The organism is Diplocloster hominis (assembly GCF_032380655.1).
Classification (GTDB): domain Bacteria; phylum Bacillota; class Clostridia; order Lachnospirales; family Lachnospiraceae; genus Diplocloster; species Diplocloster hominis.
Genome location: NZ_JAWDIY010000008.1, coordinates 183,875 through 201,035 on the forward strand (window position 1 = coordinate 183,875; position 17,161 = coordinate 201,035).

The window sequence follows — 17,161 nt, forward strand, 5'->3', positions numbered from 1 at the left end:
ACAGAAAATCCATGAGATGAAAAAATTTAAATCTAAATATTTAGGAGGAGTAAAGTTATGAGAACAGAATTTCCAAAAGGCGTATATCCGGTCATGTTAACACCATTCACAGAGGACAATAAGGTAGATTATGAATCCCTCGGCAGACTGATCGAGTGGTATATCGACGCAGGGGTAGCCGGTTTGTTTGCCGTCTGCCAGTCCAGCGAGATGTTCTTCCTTTCCCTGGAAGAGCGTGTGGAAATCACCCGCTTCGTGGTGGAAAAAGCGGCAGGCAGAGTCGCTGTAGTTTCCTCCGGCCACATTTCCGAATCTCTTGAGGATCAGGCGAAAGAACTGAACGAAATCGCAAAAGCCGGAGCGGATGCAGTGATCATGTTAACGAACCGCCTGGCAAAAGAAGAGGAAAGCGATGAAATCTGGCTCTCCAATCTGAAAGAACTGTTAAAAGAGCTGCCCGAAGACCTCCCTCTGGGATTTTATGAGTGCCCTTATCCCTATAAGAGGGTCATGACCCCCGAACTGCTGAAGTGGTGTGCGCAGACCGGACGGTTCTATTTTACCAAAGATACCAGCTGTGATATGGAAAATATCAAAGGAAAACTGGAAGCCATCAAGGGCAGTAAATTAAAATTGTTCAACGCCAATACTTCCACCCTTCTGGACTCCCTTCAGGAAGGGGCCGGCGGCTTCAGCGGCGTTATGGCAAATTTCCATCCCGAGCTCTATGTATGGCTCACGGAAAACTTTGACAAAGATCCGGAAAAGGCCAGAACCATGGCCGACTTCCTGACCATGGCCTCCTTCATTGAGCGCCAGGTATATCCGATCAATGCGAAATATTATCAGCGTAAGATCGGAAATTTCCAGACAATCGTATCCCGCACGAAAGATCCGGCTCTGCTGAATGACACCTGTGTGTCTGAGGTGGAACAGTTTATCCGGTTGACTGAGTATATGAAGAGTGTATTGCTGTAATAACTCCGAAGGCGGGAAAATTGAGGTGGCCGATTGAGAACAATAGAAGAATTGAAGCTGGAATTGACGAATCCTTCGGAAGCATATCGGAGCGCTCCGTTCTGGGCCTGGAATGACAGGCTTAAGGAAGGGGAGCTGGTCCGGCAGATTGACGGGATGAAGGAACAGGGAATGGGGGGATTTTTTATTCATTCCCGGGAAGGTCTGGAGACGGAATATCTGTCGGAGGAATGGATGCAGGCGGTGGGTACGGCGGTGGATAGAGCTGCCAAACAGCATATGGAGGCCTGGATCTATGATGAGGATAAATGGCCGTCGGGCAGTGCCGGCGGACTGGTAAGCAAAGCGGAACGTAAGAAGTATACGGCGAAGGCGATTAGTCTGGAAGTGTTTGACGCGGGGCGTTTGCCGGATCGGACGATTCGGATGGGAGAGGCCTGTGCGGATGGTACGGTGGTGGCGCTTGTGTCGGCCCGGATCGAGGGAAGGACGATCGGTGAGTATACACGGGAAGAGGTGCTGAAGGCCGGGCTTAAGATTCCGGATGGGATGGCCTGGCTGGTGTTCCGGTTGGAGGTCTCCGGGGAGAGTGAATGGTATAATGGTTTCGCGCCATCGGATAATCTGAATCCGGATGCGGTCAGAACGTTCCTGGATCTGACGCATGAGCGCTATAAGGTACGCTTTCAGCTGGAATTCGGCCGCACGGTGAAAGGCTTTTTTACGGATGAACCGAACTTCTGCGATTTCTATAGCGTATTTACGAAGGGACGGCCCTGGATTCCCTGGGGGGAAGGGATGGAGGAATATTTCCGGGAGAAGAGAGGGTATTCTTTTTATAAATATTTACCCTACCTGTATTATGACGGGGAGGGGTGCGAAAAGATAAGGCATGATTACTGGTATACGCTGACGGAGCGCTTTAGTGAGTGTTATGCGAAGCAGCTCTATGACTGGTGCGAAGAGAACCAACTGCAGATGACGGGACACATGCTGTATGAAAATGACTTAGGTTATGGGACACGGGTATGCGGCGCAGCTATGCCCCATTACCGGTATATGCACGCGCCCGGGATTGATATCCTGGGAGAGCAGACGCAGGAATATCTGACGGTTAAGCAATGTACCAGCGTGGCCAACCAGTATAACCGGGATATGGTTTTGACCGAGACTTATGGCTGTACGGGCTGGGATTTTACGTTCGAAGGACAGAAGTGGCTGGGCGACTGGCAGTTCGTACTGGGGGTGAACCGCAGGTGCCAGCATCTGGCGCTGTATTCCATTACCGGCTGCCGTAAACGGGATTATCCTCCGGTATTCAACTACCAGACTACCTGGTGGGAGAATAACAGGATTCTGGAGGATTATTTCGGAAGAGTCTCCGCATGTGTACGCACCGGGGAAGTGGTGCGGGATATTCTGGTCATACATCCCATGTCTACGATCTGGACCATGTGCGCAAGCGCGCCGGACGAGGATTTGAATCATGTGGAAATGAATATGGGGTGGCTGGATGAACATATTTTCCGTCTGAACCGGGCCGGGGAAGAGTACAACCGTCTGGCGAAAATGTTAATGGGTAATCATCAGGATTTTGATTTTGGCGACGAGATCATACTGGAAGAAGCGGGCAGGGCAGAGAATGGGAAGCTTTGCGTGCAGGAACGCGCTTACCGTATTGTCATTGTGCCCAGGGTAGCCACATTGTTTTCCAGCACGGTAAAGCTTCTGAACGATTTTATGGATCAGGGCGGAGCCGTAATCTGGACCGGTCCCATGGTCTCTATGATCGATGGGAAATATATTCCGGACGAATCAAAGCCCGGTAAAGAGACGGACTGCTGGGAAACTCTTACAGGGGATGTAAACGGGTGTGAAATACCTTCCTGCGATACAACCCAATGTGGGATAAGGAGCCTGGCGCAGTATCCGAATCGATGTAGGATAAAAGGCCTGGAACAGCATCCGAATCTGCACAGGACAGAAGATTATGAACAGACACTTTCGCGATTGAACCACATAAATTCCCGCCTGCTGCGTGTTAAAAATGACCGGATGCAGGAAGATACGGATATTCTGTCCATGATCCGTAAAACCCAGGACGGATATCTGATATTTGCCGTGAACAATGACCGGGAACACCAGCACCGGGTAATGATGGAGTTTGCCGCCGCGGGAGCAGTAGAGAGCTATGACGCGCTGACTGATGTGACACGTCCGGTTGCGGTCGAAGCGGCAGGAAATGGTGGAATAAAATTTGTAGAAACATTTACACCTGCCATGAGCTGTGTTTATTTTATCCGCACCGGGCAGAAGCCTTTGGAAGGCAGCGCACAGTTCCCTTACGAGCATCCGCACCGGGCGGACAAAGTATGGGCGTGCCTGGGGCCGGAAGTTTTGATTACCAGAGACATGGAAAATGTCCTGACGCTGGACCGCTGTAGTTACCGGCTGGCGGATACGGAGCAGGAAATCAGCCGGCTTCCATGGTCGCCGGTTCTGGAGGTCTGGCAGGCCCAGCGGCAGATGCGGGATACCATGGGACTTCAGCAGATCTACTATAATGGCGCTCCCCAGCGGTACAGCTGGATCTATGGGGAATGCGGCACGGACGGCAGAATATTTGAACTCAAGTTTCAGTTTGAGGTAAAAGAGGTCCCGGACGGTGCCTTGTATGTAGTGGTTGAAAAACCGCTGGACTTTCACCTCACCTGTAACCAGCAGGCGTGCCAGGAGACGACGGATTATTTCCTGGACCGGAAGATGATACGTTTTCGGGTCCCGGGGCTGAAGAAGGGTGAAAATGAGCTGATTCTTAGAGGAATCTACCGGAATACAACTGAATTGGAGGATATTTACCTTCTGGGGGATTTTATGGTGGATCAGGACCGCTGTATTGTTCAGGACCGCGGAACACTGCATTTTGGGGATTGGACGATGCAGGGCCTTTTCCACTATCCGGGCAGCGTTGTCTATCATTTCCAGGTGGAGAAATCTCCGGAGAGGCAAAAGAGGTACGAGCTGAAGCTGGGCGACTACAGGGGTACTCTCGGAAAAGTAACCGTCAACGGGAAGGACGCTGGAATTCTGATTGGAAATACCAGGAGAAATGTGGATATCACTGACTATTTAACTATGGATTGCAATGCCATAGATATTCAGGTTATAGGAAGTCCCAGGAATATGTTCGGGCCATTCCACCAGAAATACACCGGGTGCAGCAGGATCAGCTGGGAGGATTTCCGGACCACCGGCGAGTCCCATACGGATGCGTATGTCCTGAAGCCGTATGGACTTCAGGGGCAGATTGTGATAGCGGAGCTGGAAGGAGAGATTACGCATGATCATTGATAAAATAGAACGCCTTCGGGAATATGCGCTGACAAAGCGCCAGTGCGGCCTGATTCAGGATTTTATCCGGGAGGCAGGCTTAAACATGCCGCCGGAAGGCAGGTATGAACTGGACGGCGATAAGCTTTTTGCACTGGTCCAGTGTTATGAGACCCGTGAAAAATCAGTTGGGAAAATGGAATCCCATAAAGCTTATCTGGACCTGCAGTACATGATGGACGGGGAAGAACTGGTTTACTTTAATTTTTCGGATGAGCTGCAGGTGCTGGAGGATCAGACACCGGAGGGGGATTTTGTCTTTTACCGGACGCCGGACGAATCCGTCTGCGCAAAACTAAAAACAGGGATGTTTCTGCTGATGTATCCGTGGGACGCGCATCTTCCCTGCTGTCAGGTAGGCGGAGCTTCTTTGGTTAAAAAGGTCGTGTTTAAGATCCGATGGAACGGGATAGATTGAACCTGACCAAATTACCTGAGCATATAAATGGCTGAACCGAATCAGATGAAGCCAGTGACATGTCCCCAATCAGCAGGTAAAGCCAAATGGACATGTCTCCAATCAGCAGGTAAAGTGGAAAATGGACATGTCCCCAATCGGCAGGTAAAGCCAAATGGACATGTCCCCAATCGGCAGGTAAAGTCAAATGGACATGTCCCAAATTGACAGGTAAAGCCAAATGGACATGTCCCCAATACATAAACAGAAAGGTAAAAGAAATGAAAAAAATATTAGTAACGGCCACCAACTATTCAAAATATTGTCAGGAAGGCAAAAAGATACTGGTGGATTATGGATGTGAAATTGTGGAGAACCCCCATGACCGCCCCTATACTCCGGACGAGTTAAAGGAAGTCGTAGCGGATATCGACGGTGTGGTTGTCGGAGTCGACACGTGGAACGGGGAGATTTTTGATCTGGCGCCGAAACTGAAAGCCCTTGCGCGCTTCGGCGTGGGAGTGGACAACATAGATCTGGAAGCTGCCAAAGCTCATGGAATCAGTGTCAGCAACTGCCCGGGAGTGAATACCTCCGCGGTTGCGGAGCAGGCGGTCGGCCTTATGCTCAGCCTCACCAGACGGATTCCGTTCCTGAATGCCTCCATCCGCCGGGGGGACTGGGTCCGCCCTATGGCTCATGAGCTGAAAAGCCAGACCATCGGCTTCCTGGGATTCGGAGCTATCGCCCGAAATGTTTCGGAAAAGCTGCAGGGCTTCCACCCGACTATGATTGCATACGATAAATATCCGAACCAGGAAAAAGCAGACCAGCTGGGCGTACAGCTCTGCAGTCTGGAAGAGGTATTAGAACGAAGCGATATCATCTCCATCCATCTGCCGGCAACACCTGAGACTGCACAGCTGATCAATCGGGAAAACATTGCCCGCATGAAAGACGGAGTCTGCATCATCAACACAGCCCGCGGAACCATAGTAGATGAAGAAGCGCTCTGTGAAGCCCTGGAATCCGGCAAAATCGCGGGTGTGGGCACTGACGTATTTGCCTCCGAGCCGGTACTGCCTGAGAACCCGCTGTTTGCCTTTGAGCAGTATGTCGCCACCCCCCATACTTCAGCAGAGACTTATGAAAACTGTGCGGCCACATCCCGGGTTACAGCGGAAGCGCTGATCGCCGTATTTGAGGGACGGGAACCGGCCAACAGGCTGGTTTAAGACTGCAGGATACGCAGAGCCGCGGAGCCGATTCCTTATGCACCCGGTGAGACCGTCCGAAAACCAGAGCGCAGCCCGCCAGTTATCCGCTCTGTACGGTCGTGTCCTTTGGGGACCGGCCGGTTGCCGGTACGTGGCTGATTCGTCCCGAATGGGTTCTTTCTGAGAGTTGGGTATAGCCTGGTAATTGGAATGTCCGCAACCGGCTTAATGTATAAGTATGCGGGCATTCCGGTTACCAGGCTATACCCAACTCTCAGAAAGAACCCCCGAATGCCGTATGCATTCGAGGTTCAGCAGCCCCCGAAAGGCTGCATGGAGCGCAGTCTTTTGCCCACAACCGGTCGGTTTGCTCTTCTGCAGTCTGCATAAAGCACAGCTGCTTATCTCTGATTACAATCTCACTTTCACCTATTAGGATCTCACTTTCGCCTATTACGATCTCACTTTCACTTATCAGAATCTCACTTTCACTTATCAGGATCTCACTTTAACCTGAATTCAGGAATCCTGCCCAAAAGTTCCAGCTGTTCCAGAGCCTTCAGAAGGCCGGAGCGATTTAATGCCAGAAGATGCCGGAGTGCCTCGTCTACCAGATCCTGGTTCTCCCCATATGATGAAAACGACGATGATAATGACGACGAAAATGACATTTCCGGGTCGGGATTAGAATAGGTTGTTTCTTCCTGAATACAGGAATATGTTACGGGGTCTGTGGCCTTGGGCTTGGATGCCGGCGGATTCAGAAGGTCCTCCGGCCGAAGGCCGAGAACTTTACATAAACTGCAGACCTTGTCATAGCGCGGCCGGTATTTTCCGGTTTCATAACAGCGCAGAGTCACTTCGTTGATGCCGGCGGATTCAGCCAGCTGTTTCTGAGTCAATTTCCGTATATTCCGATAGTATCGGATTCGTGATCCGATGGAATTCTGATGATCTGTCATAACCACCTCCTGCGGTGTCCGCCGCATCCTTTCTTCCTGTAGTGTAAACAAACATGTAAACAAACATGTAAACAAACGGCTGCCGGACCAATCCCCAAAAAACAGAACATATGTTCTTGACAGAGCGCAAACACACTGCTATAATGATTCCATAGAGTGAATTGACTCTATGGAATTTTAAAACACTCAACCATTCTTGTTCCTTCCCATCCGAAGGAATTCCAGTAATTTCTCTGTGTAGTTCCAACACAGAAATTCCATTTGAAAACAATAACGGCAGTATATGAGAGCATTAGAATTTAAGAGGTAGGAAGGATGTTTCCGGAAAGGAGCTGTATGCTTTGAATTACATGAATATAATCCGTGTAGAAAAAAACGAGCTGACAGAGGCCATGAAGCTGCTGCTGTATGAAAGGTATACGATGGAGCCGGATGAATTCGTGGTTCTGTATGACTTAAATGCAGACACCTTGTTTGTAGATCCTGTGGTTCCTGCGCAGGATGTGGACATGTTTGCCAGGATCGCCGGGTCCTGCTTTCCCTATATAAACGATCCGGACAGCGGACTGGCGCCTGTAAGTGAGCAGATTATCCGTACTTATGGTTTTCGTGTCTGGCTGATCCTCTTCGACTGCTATCAGGACCGGGGAAAGTGGAAGGCGGATCGATCGAGTCGGGATGTATATCCGGTCATCTAAGATATAGGGAGCCAGGGAAAAGCCGGGAGGATTTTCGAAAGGAACCCTCCGGCAGAATCCCCGGCTTCCGCTCCGGTATATCCGGGATATCTCAGCTTCGCGTTTCCGGGTCTGCCATACCGAACTGCCGTTTAAAACTCGCGAAAGTTTCCGCAAATGCCAGCATCGCGAGAACTTCCTCGTCCGGCATTTTCCTGATTTTCCGGATAAATTCTTTTTTAATCGCCGAAAGGGTAGGAGATGCCAGTTTGCTGCCGCTTTCGTTTATGATCCATTCTGCTGAATATCCGAAACGTTCTTCAATTAATTTTGCCAATGTCTCTGAGATATTCGTCTTTTTTCCATTGACCAGCTGATTCACATAGTTGGCGCTTATCCCCAGGGTGGAAGCAAATTCCACCTGTTTCATATTTTTTTCTGACAGGATACATTTTATCCGATCACCCAGTGTCATACCATACCACCTCAATTCTTGAAGCTAGCATATCATAAAAGTATCACCTAGTCAAATAAAAATTAGCTTGACATTTGACTTTGTTCGATATATACTTTGCTTAAGTCAAAGAAAGGAGGCGGATTATGAAGATTAAGTATGATAATCGAAGAGCGCTGATCCATGTGCTGGATTGCCTGGATGAATCGGAAACAAAACAACTGCTGGCTTTCGCCGCGGGTTATGAAGCCTGTAGAAAGCAGCTGCAGACAGAGGAATTCCCGGATGAGACGCAGAAGCCTCCGGTGGATCACTCTTGACCACCTGACTGATTAAGGAACCGTTACAGTAAAAGGAGGAGAAGGAAAATGTCACTAGTTACGCTCAAAGAGGTACTTCGTGAGTCCGTGGAACGAAGATACGCCGTGGGGGCATTCGACACTACCGGCTATCAGAACACAGCCGCGATACTGAGGGCTGCGGAGCAGACCGGAACACCCATGATCCTGATGGTTACGTGGGGGATGATCGAGGAGCAGGAGAACCCCGGGGAATATGTGAAGCTGACGCTGGAAATGATCCGCAACGCCAGTGTGCCGGTTGCGTTCCACCTGGATCATGGGGGAAGCTTCGAGGATTGCATGAAGGCGATTCACGCCGGTTTTTCAGGAGTGATGTTCGACGGTTCATCCCTGCCTATGGAAGAGAACATCCGCATCACGAAAAAAGTTACAGAGGCTGCTCATGCCTGCGGCGTCAGTGTGGAAGCGGAGATCGGACATGTGGGAGGCGCGGAGGGAGGCGCGCTTCTCAGAGATGGGGCGGTCGCGGACAGCGCGAATTTCACTACGCCGGAAGAAGCCGTGAGGTTTGTGGAAGCCACCGGGGTGGATGCTTTGGCTGTAGCGATCGGTACCGTCCACGGAATATACCGGGGGATACCGAAGCTGGACCTGAAGCGGCTGGCCGATATCCGCAGTCAGGTGGACATCCCTCTGGTGATGCACGGCGGTTCCGGTTTGACACCGGAGGCTTTCCGTGGAGCCGTGGAACATGGAATTAACAAGATTAACTTTTTCACCGGTATGTCCCTGGCAGCGGCCGGCGCGGTGAAGGAGACTGTCGCCGGGGCGGGTGACCGTCCGATTCATATGCAGGAGATTCAGGAAGCGGCGGACCGGGCGGTTACGGAGATCGTAAAGGAGCACATAGAGATCTTTCAAACGCAGCCGTTCACCGGATGCTGAAGATATGGAGGGGAACAGGATGCCAGATAAAGTAATATGCGTCGGGTTCTGCTGCGTGGATGTATGCATTCGCGGGGTCGCGCAGATTGATTTCAGCAGAGAGCTGATTCCGGTAAAGGAGACTTCCATCTGGATCGGCGGTGATGCGGTGAATGAGGCCTATGTGCTGAACAAACTGGGGAATAAAGTGGAGCTGATCATTGGCCTGGGCAATGATCCAACCGCGGACTTTATCCGTATGGTACTGGATGCGGCCGGCGTGGATTATTCCAAAAGCGTAACGAATCCGGACAGTCCTTCCATGTTATCGGTGCCTTTGATTCGGGAGGATGCGGAGCGCAGCTTTTTCAACGCAGCACGCCCGGAATCGCTGAGCTACCGTGTGGAGCCGGAGAAGATCCGGGGAGCGCGGGTAGTTTCCCTGGCCAGCCTCTACTTCCCACCCTTTGACGATGTGGATAACGCGTTGGCTGTGGCCAGGGCGGCGAAGGAGAGCGGAGCGATTGTCTGTGCCGATATGATGTATTCCGAGGGATGCAGACTTGAGACTTACCGGGATCTCTGGCCCTGCATCGATTATTTCTTTCCTAACCAGGAGGAAGCCCGGGGCCTGACAGGGGAAGAGGACCCGGACCGGATGGCAGAACGGATTCTCTCGTTCGGTGTGGCTAATGTCATAATCAAGATCGGAAAGCGGGGCTGTCTGGCCAGAAGCCGGGATACCCGCATGATCGTACCGCCTTTCCTGGTGGAAGCGGTGGACACCACAGGAGCCGGGGATAATTTTGCAGCAGGATTTATTGCGGGCCTGATGGAAGGCCAGGATCTGTACCACTGCTGCAGGTATGCCAATGCGGCGGCTTCGATCGCGGTCCGCCATATAGGGGCTTCCACCGGTATTCAGAGCCGGGAACAGCTGCAGGAAGTTTTGGATTCGCAGAAGGAGGTATCATATGCGTTATAAGAGATTCGGAAAGACAGGGCTGGATGTATCTGTTCTGACCACAGGGACCTGGGCGATTGGCGGGGCCAACTGGGGTGAAGTCAATGAAGTGGACAGCATCGCGGCGATCCGGGAGATGACCGCACAGGGAGTGAATCTGATCGATACAGCGCCCGGTTATAATGCCGGACATTCCGAACGGGTAGTGGGAGAGGCGGTCAGAAGCATACGGGATCAAGTGTATCTGACGACAAAGACAGCGGTCTACACCGGATACGACGGGAGCTATATCAAAGATGGAAGAGCGGCAAATATATTGCGCCAATGCGAGGAATCGCTAAAGAATCTGGGTACGGACTATATCGATATTTACCTGATCCATTGGCCGGACCCGAAGGTGGAGATCGGGGAATCTATGGGAGCCATGGTAAAGCTGCTGGACCAGGGAAAGATCCGGCATATCGGCGTATCGAATTTTTCCGAAGCACAGATCCGGGAAGCGGAAAAGTACGGGCCGGTGGAGGTGATTCAGCCGCCGTTCTCCATGGTAAACCGTGTGGAAACCGATCTGATGCGCTGGTGTGCCCGGCGTGAGATCGGAATCATGACCTACGGATCTCTGGGGGCAGGGATTCTGACCGGAGCGATACGGTCCATGCCGGATTTCCCGCCTGAGGATACCAGGAGAACCTTCTATCCGTATTTCGAGGAGCCTATGTTTACGCAGATTATGGAGCTTCTGAAAACACTGGATACAGCGGCGGCGAACCATCATGCGCCGGTAGCCCAGGTAGCTCTGAACTGGAGTATTCAGAAGGATTATGTACATACGGCGATTGTAGGTGTGAGGAATGAAAGAGAAGCGGCGGAAAACTGCCGTGGAATGGATTGGGAACTGTCACCGGAAGAGATGGCGATGATAGATGCGGCCATCGCGGACAATCTGGATTGAAAGGGGGAGTTTAGCTATGCAGAATCAGAGTGCCTATCTGTTAAAAGCGTTTGAGTTTGAGATCAGGGATGTACCTATGCCGGAGTGCGGGCCGGACGATATCATCATCGAAATTAAGCATGTGGGAGTCTGCGGCTCCGATGTGGGTTTCTTTGAAGACCCCACCTATGGAGGGTTCGTGAAAGAACCGCCGCTGCCATTTATCCTGGGACATGAATGTGCCGGAATCGTCTGCCGGACAGGAAAAGATGTGAAGCATCTGAAAGAGGGGGACCGCGTGGCCGTGGAGCCCGGAATCCCCTGCGGAAAATGTGACTATTGCCTGGAGGGACGCTATAACCTCTGCGATCACATGATTTTTATGGCTTCTCCGCCGTTTCAGACAGCAGCGCTGAGCCGTTACATATCCTATCCGGCTTTTATGGCATTCCAGCTTCCGGACTCTGTTTCCACTTTGGAGGGTGCCATGTTCGAACCATTTGCCGTAGGCATGCACGCGGCCAAGCGGAGCGGTATTTCTCTGGGAAAGACAGCAGTAGTGCTGGGCTCCGGCTGTATCGGCCTGATGACACTGCTGGCATGCCGGGCGCTGGGAGCTTCTGCCGTGATTATAGCGGATCTGTATGATAACCGTCTGGCGAAGGCGAAGGAACTGGGGGCGTCTGCGGTCATCAACTCCTCCAGACAGAATCTGATGGAAGAAGTATTTAGGCTTACCGGCGGGAAAGGCGCGGACTTCGTGTTCGAGACGGCCGGAAGTAAAGTTACCGCTGCCATGACGCCGGATCTGGTGAAGAAGGGCGGGAAGATCGTCCTGGTGGGCAATGTCCATGAGGATGTTCCGATCAATCAACTGCAGCTGAACAACAATGAGGTGGATGTCCTGAGCGTATTCCGTTATCACGGGATCTATCCGCTGGTCCTGGATGCGGTGGCGTCCGGTAAGGTGGATGTATCCGGGGTGGTATCTCACACTTTTAAATTCGAGGAAGTGCAGAAGGCGTTCGAATGTGCGCTTTATGAGAAGCAGACGGCAGTAAAGGTAGCCATAGAGTTCTAGGGGAGGGACTGGCCATGAGACCATTTAATTTCTGTATTCCTACGGAGATGTTATACGGAAAAGGAAGAGTAAATGAGGCGGGAGAACAGGTAAAGCTGCGGGGAGATAAAGTCCTCCTGCTGTCCTATGACAAAGCGGTACTGGAACAGATCGGAATCTATGATCAGCTGCATCAGTCCTTAAACGGGGCAGGAGTGCAGACGGTGGAGCATCTGGGAGTCAAATCCAATCCCGATGTGGCTCATGCCAGGGAAGGAATCCGGAAGGTCCTGGAGAACGGGATCGGTGTCATCCTGGCGGTAGGCGGAGGAAGCGTGATGGACGAAGGCAAGTGCATTGCCGCCGGCGCGCTCTATGACGGGGATGTCTGGGACCTGTACGAGGGAAAAGGGGAACTGTCGGATGCCCTTCCGCTGGTCACTATCTGTACTATACCGGCCACCAGCTCGGAGATGAACTGTATCTCCGTCATGAACAATGAGGAGAAAAAACAAAAATCAGCGCTGTCCGGACCGGAGATCTATCCCAGAGCTTCTATCCTGGACCCTGTGCTGACCTACGGCATTCCGATCAGGAATACTGCCTGCTCGGCCGCGGATATTATATCTCATCTGTCGGAAGCTTATTTTACGGAGCAGGAGCACTGGACACCGATCCAGGATGGATATTGCGAGAGCCTGATGCGCACGGTTATAGAGTGTATGGAATGCCTGCTGGAGAATCCGAGGGACGAGGAAGCACGGGACACGATGATGTGGGCGGCCTCCATTTCCTGGAATGAATTTTACCGCTGCGGCCTTGGAAAAACTTATGTACCCTGCCATATTCTGTCCCATCCGCTCAGCGGACGTTATGACACACCCCATGGCGCGGCGGTCTCCATCGTCACGACCGGCTGGATGCGCTACATGCTGGATAAAAAGGATGAGCACCTGACCGGGAGATTTGCTAAATTCGCACGGCAGGTGTTTGGAATCCGGATGTTCCCTGAGGCATTCCAGGCACAGCTGGGTATGAAAGCCCTGCAGGAGTGGTATCACCGGATCGGTGTCCCGGCTTCCTTTAAGGAAGGGGAGATCCCTACCAGGGAGGTGGATCTCCTGGTAGAAGCGGCTTACACGGACTGTCTGGCTAACGGGATAGAAGAGGAGTATAACAAAACCGCGTTGAAGGCGATGTATGAATACTGCTTTTAGACATCGGATTACCAGGATTTTATGTGTAAATTACAGAGGACACACAGATATACACAGAAATCAGAAAAACAGACAGGAGGAAGGAATTATGCAGGAGAATAACTGGAAAGATCTGGCCCACATTGGTCTCTGGGTAACGGACATGGCGGAGACGAGGAGATTCTATCAGGACATCCTGGGATTTGAGGCCCCCACTGCGAAAACCACGGTTGATCAGGAAACAGGTATTATAACAGAGATCGTATTTTTACAGAAAGGCAGTCTGATTCTGGAATGCATCTGCCAGCCCGGGACAGAACTTCCGGACAGAGGCAGGATTGAACATATCGCCATCGCTGCTGACCCTATAGAACAGGCGGTGGAGGAGCTTTCCGCCAGGGGAGTGATATTTGACGGCCCTATTGTACAGGACGAAGAGCTTTGGGGCAAAGGAGTGAAATACGTTACATTCCGCGGACCCAGCGGAGAACGGCTGGAGCTGAATCAGGTAATCCGTTAGGAAGGAAAAAAGAAAGTGGTGTAGGATGCATTGAAATTGAGATATGGGAATGCATCGATGAAGGTAACCAGAAAGGAGAGTGTAAAAATGAAAGCGGTTGTTTTGTGCGGAAAAGGGCAGGTGGAATACCGGGAGGTACCGGAGCCGGTGATCGGTGACGACGATATTCTGCTGGAGGTGAAAGCATGCGGAATCTGCGGAAGTGACCTGCATTTTTACTATGGCCGGCTGGAGCCCATGGGCCAGGTCCCGTTTATCATGGGACACGAATTTGCCGGCGTCATAGCAGGAATCGGTAAAAATGTCACAGACTATTGGAAGATCGGGGACCGGGTGGTGTCGGAGAATACAGGAGACGCCTGCGGGCGCTGCCCATCCTGTGCCGCGGGTAACTTCGTGGCCTGCGCACACCGCCAGACCATGGGCTGTTCCATGGATGGAGGATTTACAAAATACGTGCGGATACCGGGCAGGCTGTTACAGATGTACCCCAACTGTCTGTATCATATCCCGGATAATCTGAGCTTTTCGGAGGCAACCCTGATGGACCCGGCGGCAAACGGTTACAACGCCGTCATCCAGCAGGCCGGATTCCGATCAGGGGAAACTGCCGTCGTATTCGGTGTCGGGGCGCTGGGCCTTATGTCGATCCAGCAGGCCTATATCGGCGGTGCTTCCAGGGTGATTGCCGTCGGCATGTCCTCCGACCGCAGAAGCCGGGAGGCTATTGCCAGGAAATACGGAGCTACTGATTTCCTGGCATCGGATGAGGAAGAGGATCTGGTGGGGAGTGTCCGGAAGATAGCAGGCGAGAGCGGAGTGGCCGTGGTGGTAGATGCTGCCGGTGTACCGATGATCACGGAACAGGCGATTCGGATCGTAAGAAATGAAGGGGCGGTCGTCAGAATCGGAATGAGTGACAAGACCTATAACCGTGGGCTGGACGATTTCGCGCTGAAAAATGTCCGGATTATCGGACACATGGGTTATAACGCGGAATCCTGGAGAAACAGTCTGGCCCTGGCTGCCGCCGGCCGTCTGGATCTCAAATCCATTATCACCTGCGAACTGCCGTTGGAACAATATCATCAGGGGTTTGAAATGTCCAGAACACAGGAAGCCTCCAAAGTAATACTGATTCCATAGAGAATGGGTGGAGGAAAGGAGACTTTAACCAATGGGTGACTATATATTGGAGCTGAAAGATGTGGTAAAGACGTTTGGAGGCGTTCAGGCGCTGAAGGGGGTCAGCTTTCAGCTGAAACCGGGGGAGATACATGCCCTGATGGGGGAGAATGGAGCTGGAAAATCTACATTTATAAAAGTGATCACCGGTGTGCATCAGCCGGACAGCGGGACTATGCTGTTAGAAGGGGAACAGGTAACCTTCCGTTCCCCGCTGGAATCCGCCCGTATGGGAATTGCAGCTATTTACCAGCATGTGACCGCATTCCCGGATCTGACGGTGACTGAGAATATATTTATGGGCCAGGAGATCAAGAACAAGATGGGCTTCTATAACTGGAAGCGTATGAATCAGAAGGCAAAAGAACTGATAGCGCCGCTGAGTCCGGCCCTGGATGTACATAAGCCCATGTCCGCCCTGTCTGTGGCGGAACAGCAGCTGGTGGAGATCGCCAAAGCCCTGTCCAGAAACGCACGTATCATGATCATGGATGAGCCGACCGCGTCTTTGACGAACCACGAATGTGAGGAACTCTACCGGATCACCGAGAATCTGCGGGACCAGGGGGTATCCATTATCTTCATTACACATAAGTTCGAGGACATGTACCGGCTGGCCTCCCGGGTTACTGTATTCCGGGATGCGGAGTATATCGGCTGCTGGGATGTGGACCGGATCACGAACCACGACCTGATCTCGAAGATGGTAGGACGGGAACTGAACCAGATGTATCCGGTGAAAACCGCGCAGATCGGGGAGGTTATCTTTGCGGTGGAGGGAATATCCAGGGAAGGTTATTTCAAGGATGTGTCCTTCGACGTCCGCCAGGGAGAGATCGTAGCGCTGACCGGGCTGGTAGGGGCGGGCCGGACCGAAGTTTGCCAGAGTATATTCGGTATCATGCCCCCGGATACGGGGAGCCTTAAGCTGAACGGACGGGAGATCCATATCCGAAGCCCCAAGGATGCCTTCCGCTACGGGATCGGCATGCTGCCGGAAGACCGGCAGATCCAGGGGCTGATCAATGAGCTCCCGATCTATCAGAATGTGACTTCAGCCGCTATGGACAAATTTCTGAAATATGGGATTTTAAACGTTGAGCAGGAAAAAGAAGCGGCACGGGGCTTCTGCCAAAAGATTCAGCTGAAGGCGGAAAGCATCGAGGCCCCGCCCTCCTCCCTGTCCGGCGGGAACCAGCAGAAGGTGGTATTCGCGAAGCTTCTGGACTGTGACCTGAAAGTGCTGATCCTGGATGAACCGACCAAGGGGATCGATGTGGGGGCCAAATCCTCGATCTATGAGATTATGAACGAACTGGCGTCCGGGGGCTATGCGATCATTATGGTCTCATCCGAAATGCCGGAAGTACTGGGCATGGCCGATCGTATCGTGGTGATGAAAGCCGGCCGGGTGACCGGGACGTTTGAAAAGGGGGAGGCTACCCAGGAAATGATTCTGGAGGCATCTCTGAGGCAGAAGGAGGCGGGCGCATGAGAAAGATTACAGGGAACAAGAATTTTGGTCTGATGGTAGGTTTGATCGCTCTGCTGATCCTGGCCGCGGTTATTACTCCGGATCTGTATTCTGTAGGATCGCTGATGAATATGCTGCGCAATAATTGTGTATTTGTCTTTCTGGCTGTGGGGGAGATGATCGTGATCATCAGCGGGGGGATCGATATCTCCATATCCTGCATCATGGCCCTGTCGGGATGCGTGTGCTCTCTGCTCCAATTTAACCACCCCCAGGTGCCGGTTTTCCTCTGGCTGATCGTCGCGGTCCTGGTCGGTACGGTATGCGGGATGTTTAACGGATTTGTGGTGGGAACTCTAAAAGTCACGCCCATGATTGCCACGCTGGGCACGAATTACATATTCCGGGGACCAATGTCATTTAGTTAAGGAAAAAGCAGAGAATGTATAAAAATATTCTCTGCTTTTTTGCAAAAACACTTGACATATATCCAAAAATGTGCGGCGAAGCCTCTTAGAAAAATATATTTT

At 51.9% G+C, this 17,161-nt stretch carries 17 protein-coding genes; 15 read left to right on the top strand and 2 right to left on the bottom strand.

All coding sequences use genetic code 11. The annotated features are described in order from the left end of the window. Window positions 1-57 precede the first annotated feature (57 nt). From ABC831_RS09805 to ABC831_RS09820, 4 genes are all read left to right on the top strand, one after another. The gene (locus ABC831_RS09805; protein ID WP_343247965.1) at window positions 58-978 is read left to right on the top strand and encodes a dihydrodipicolinate synthase family protein; all 921 of its coding nucleotides are present in this window, start codon (window positions 58-60) and stop codon (window positions 976-978) included. A 33-nt stretch (window positions 979-1,011) separates the two neighbouring features. After that, window positions 1,012-4,329 (top strand): glycosyl hydrolase, encoded by a 3,318-nt coding sequence (locus ABC831_RS09810; protein ID WP_343247966.1) that lies wholly within the window; start codon window positions 1,012-1,014, stop codon window positions 4,327-4,329. Continuing rightward, entirely contained in the window at window positions 4,319-4,786 is a 468-nt protein-coding gene (locus ABC831_RS09815) for a NanQ anomerase/TabA/YiaL family protein (protein ID WP_343247967.1), read from the top strand. Before ABC831_RS09810 ends, ABC831_RS09815 begins: the two co-directional genes overlap by 11 nt. 260 nt (window positions 4,787-5,046) lie before the next feature. Further along, window positions 5,047-6,000, top strand: a complete 954-nt coding sequence (locus ABC831_RS09820) for a phosphoglycerate dehydrogenase (RefSeq protein WP_343247968.1) — start codon at window positions 5,047-5,049, stop codon at window positions 5,998-6,000. 485 nt (window positions 6,001-6,485) lie between these two features. On the opposite strand, the gene ABC831_RS09825 is transcribed toward ABC831_RS09820, so the two are convergent. Next, the gene (locus tag ABC831_RS09825; protein WP_343247969.1) at window positions 6,486-6,944 is read right to left on the bottom strand and encodes a helix-turn-helix domain-containing protein; all 459 of its coding nucleotides are present in this window, start codon (window positions 6,942-6,944) and stop codon (window positions 6,486-6,488) included. A gap of 350 nt (window positions 6,945-7,294) precedes the next feature. On the opposite strand from ABC831_RS09825, the gene ABC831_RS09830 reads away from it, so the two are divergent. After that, window positions 7,295-7,642, top strand: a complete 348-nt coding sequence (locus ABC831_RS09830) for a hypothetical protein (RefSeq protein ID WP_343247970.1) — start codon at window positions 7,295-7,297, stop codon at window positions 7,640-7,642. 91 nt (window positions 7,643-7,733) lie between these two features. On the opposite strand, the gene ABC831_RS09835 is transcribed toward ABC831_RS09830, so the two are convergent. After that, window positions 7,734-8,096 (bottom strand): helix-turn-helix domain-containing protein, encoded by a 363-nt coding sequence (locus ABC831_RS09835; RefSeq protein WP_343247971.1) that lies wholly within the window; start codon window positions 8,094-8,096, stop codon window positions 7,734-7,736. A 125-nt stretch (window positions 8,097-8,221) separates the two neighbouring features. Between ABC831_RS09835 and ABC831_RS09840 the strand changes: the two genes are divergently transcribed. The 10 genes from ABC831_RS09840 to ABC831_RS09885 all read left to right on the top strand — a co-directional run bounded on the left by ABC831_RS09840 (window position 8,222) and on the right by ABC831_RS09885 (window position 17,059). Continuing rightward, complete coding sequence (locus ABC831_RS09840) at window positions 8,222-8,395, top strand: hypothetical protein (protein ID WP_343247972.1); 174 nt, start codon at window positions 8,222-8,224, stop codon at window positions 8,393-8,395. A gap of 48 nt (window positions 8,396-8,443) precedes the next feature. Next, complete coding sequence (locus ABC831_RS09845; protein WP_343247973.1) at window positions 8,444-9,322, top strand: class II fructose-bisphosphate aldolase; 879 nt, start codon at window positions 8,444-8,446, stop codon at window positions 9,320-9,322. A gap of 19 nt (window positions 9,323-9,341) precedes the next feature. Continuing rightward, on the top strand, window positions 9,342-10,286 hold the full coding sequence (locus tag ABC831_RS09850; RefSeq protein ID WP_343247974.1) for a carbohydrate kinase family protein: 945 nt from the start codon (window positions 9,342-9,344) through the stop codon (window positions 10,284-10,286). After that, complete coding sequence (locus ABC831_RS09855) at window positions 10,276-11,217, top strand: aldo/keto reductase (RefSeq protein WP_343247975.1); 942 nt, start codon at window positions 10,276-10,278, stop codon at window positions 11,215-11,217. Before ABC831_RS09850 ends, ABC831_RS09855 begins: the two co-directional genes overlap by 11 nt. A gap of 16 nt (window positions 11,218-11,233) precedes the next feature. Beyond that, a complete protein-coding gene (locus tag ABC831_RS09860; RefSeq protein WP_343247976.1) occupies window positions 11,234-12,277 on the top strand; it encodes an NAD(P)-dependent alcohol dehydrogenase in 1,044 nt (347 codons plus the stop codon). Window positions 12,278-12,291: 14 nt separating this feature from the next. Beyond that, entirely contained in the window at window positions 12,292-13,473 is a 1,182-nt protein-coding gene (locus tag ABC831_RS09865) for an iron-containing alcohol dehydrogenase (RefSeq protein ID WP_343247977.1), read from the top strand. Window positions 13,474-13,561: 88 nt separating this feature from the next. Continuing rightward, on the top strand, window positions 13,562-13,972 hold the full coding sequence (locus ABC831_RS09870; protein WP_343247978.1) for a VOC family protein: 411 nt from the start codon (window positions 13,562-13,564) through the stop codon (window positions 13,970-13,972). Between the two features lie 30 nt (window positions 13,973-14,002). Then, entirely contained in the window at window positions 14,003-15,118 is a 1,116-nt protein-coding gene (locus ABC831_RS09875) for a zinc-dependent alcohol dehydrogenase (protein ID WP_343247979.1), read from the top strand. Window positions 15,119-15,149: 31 nt separating this feature from the next. Then, window positions 15,150-16,652, top strand: coding sequence for a sugar ABC transporter ATP-binding protein (locus ABC831_RS09880; protein ID WP_343247980.1), 1,503 nt, complete (start codon window positions 15,150-15,152; stop codon window positions 16,650-16,652). Further along, window positions 16,649-17,059 (top strand): ABC transporter permease, encoded by a 411-nt coding sequence (locus tag ABC831_RS09885; RefSeq protein WP_343247981.1) that lies wholly within the window; start codon window positions 16,649-16,651, stop codon window positions 17,057-17,059. Before ABC831_RS09880 ends, ABC831_RS09885 begins: the two co-directional genes overlap by 4 nt. The last annotated feature ends 102 nt before the right edge of the window (window positions 17,060-17,161 follow it).

Excerpts from the sequence above, each read along its gene's own strand:
- ABC831_RS09805 (WP_343247965.1), top strand. The coding sequence starts at position 58 with ATGAGAACAGAATTTCCAAAAGGCGTATATCCGGTCATGTTAACACCA.
- ABC831_RS09815 (WP_343247967.1), top strand. The coding sequence starts at position 4,319 with ATGATCATTGATAAAATAGAACGCCTTCGGGAATATGCGCTGACAAAG.
- ABC831_RS09820 (WP_343247968.1), top strand. The coding sequence starts at position 5,047 with ATGAAAAAAATATTAGTAACGGCCACCAACTATTCAAAATATTGTCAG.
- ABC831_RS09825 (WP_343247969.1), bottom strand. The coding sequence starts at position 6,944 with ATGACAGATCATCAGAATTCCATCGGATCACGAATCCGATACTATCGG.
- ABC831_RS09830 (WP_343247970.1), top strand. The coding sequence starts at position 7,295 with ATGAATATAATCCGTGTAGAAAAAAACGAGCTGACAGAGGCCATGAAG.
- ABC831_RS09835 (WP_343247971.1), bottom strand. The coding sequence starts at position 8,096 with ATGACACTGGGTGATCGGATAAAATGTATCCTGTCAGAAAAAAATATG.
- ABC831_RS09840 (WP_343247972.1), top strand. The coding sequence starts at position 8,222 with ATGAAGATTAAGTATGATAATCGAAGAGCGCTGATCCATGTGCTGGAT.
- ABC831_RS09845 (WP_343247973.1), top strand. The coding sequence starts at position 8,444 with ATGTCACTAGTTACGCTCAAAGAGGTACTTCGTGAGTCCGTGGAACGA.
- ABC831_RS09850 (WP_343247974.1), top strand. The coding sequence starts at position 9,342 with ATGCCAGATAAAGTAATATGCGTCGGGTTCTGCTGCGTGGATGTATGC.
- ABC831_RS09855 (WP_343247975.1), top strand. The coding sequence starts at position 10,276 with ATGCGTTATAAGAGATTCGGAAAGACAGGGCTGGATGTATCTGTTCTG.
- ABC831_RS09860 (WP_343247976.1), top strand. The coding sequence starts at position 11,234 with ATGCAGAATCAGAGTGCCTATCTGTTAAAAGCGTTTGAGTTTGAGATC.
- ABC831_RS09865 (WP_343247977.1), top strand. The coding sequence starts at position 12,292 with ATGAGACCATTTAATTTCTGTATTCCTACGGAGATGTTATACGGAAAA.
- ABC831_RS09870 (WP_343247978.1), top strand. The coding sequence starts at position 13,562 with ATGCAGGAGAATAACTGGAAAGATCTGGCCCACATTGGTCTCTGGGTA.
- ABC831_RS09880 (WP_343247980.1), top strand. The coding sequence starts at position 15,150 with ATGGGTGACTATATATTGGAGCTGAAAGATGTGGTAAAGACGTTTGGA.
- ABC831_RS09885 (WP_343247981.1), top strand. The coding sequence starts at position 16,649 with ATGAGAAAGATTACAGGGAACAAGAATTTTGGTCTGATGGTAGGTTTG.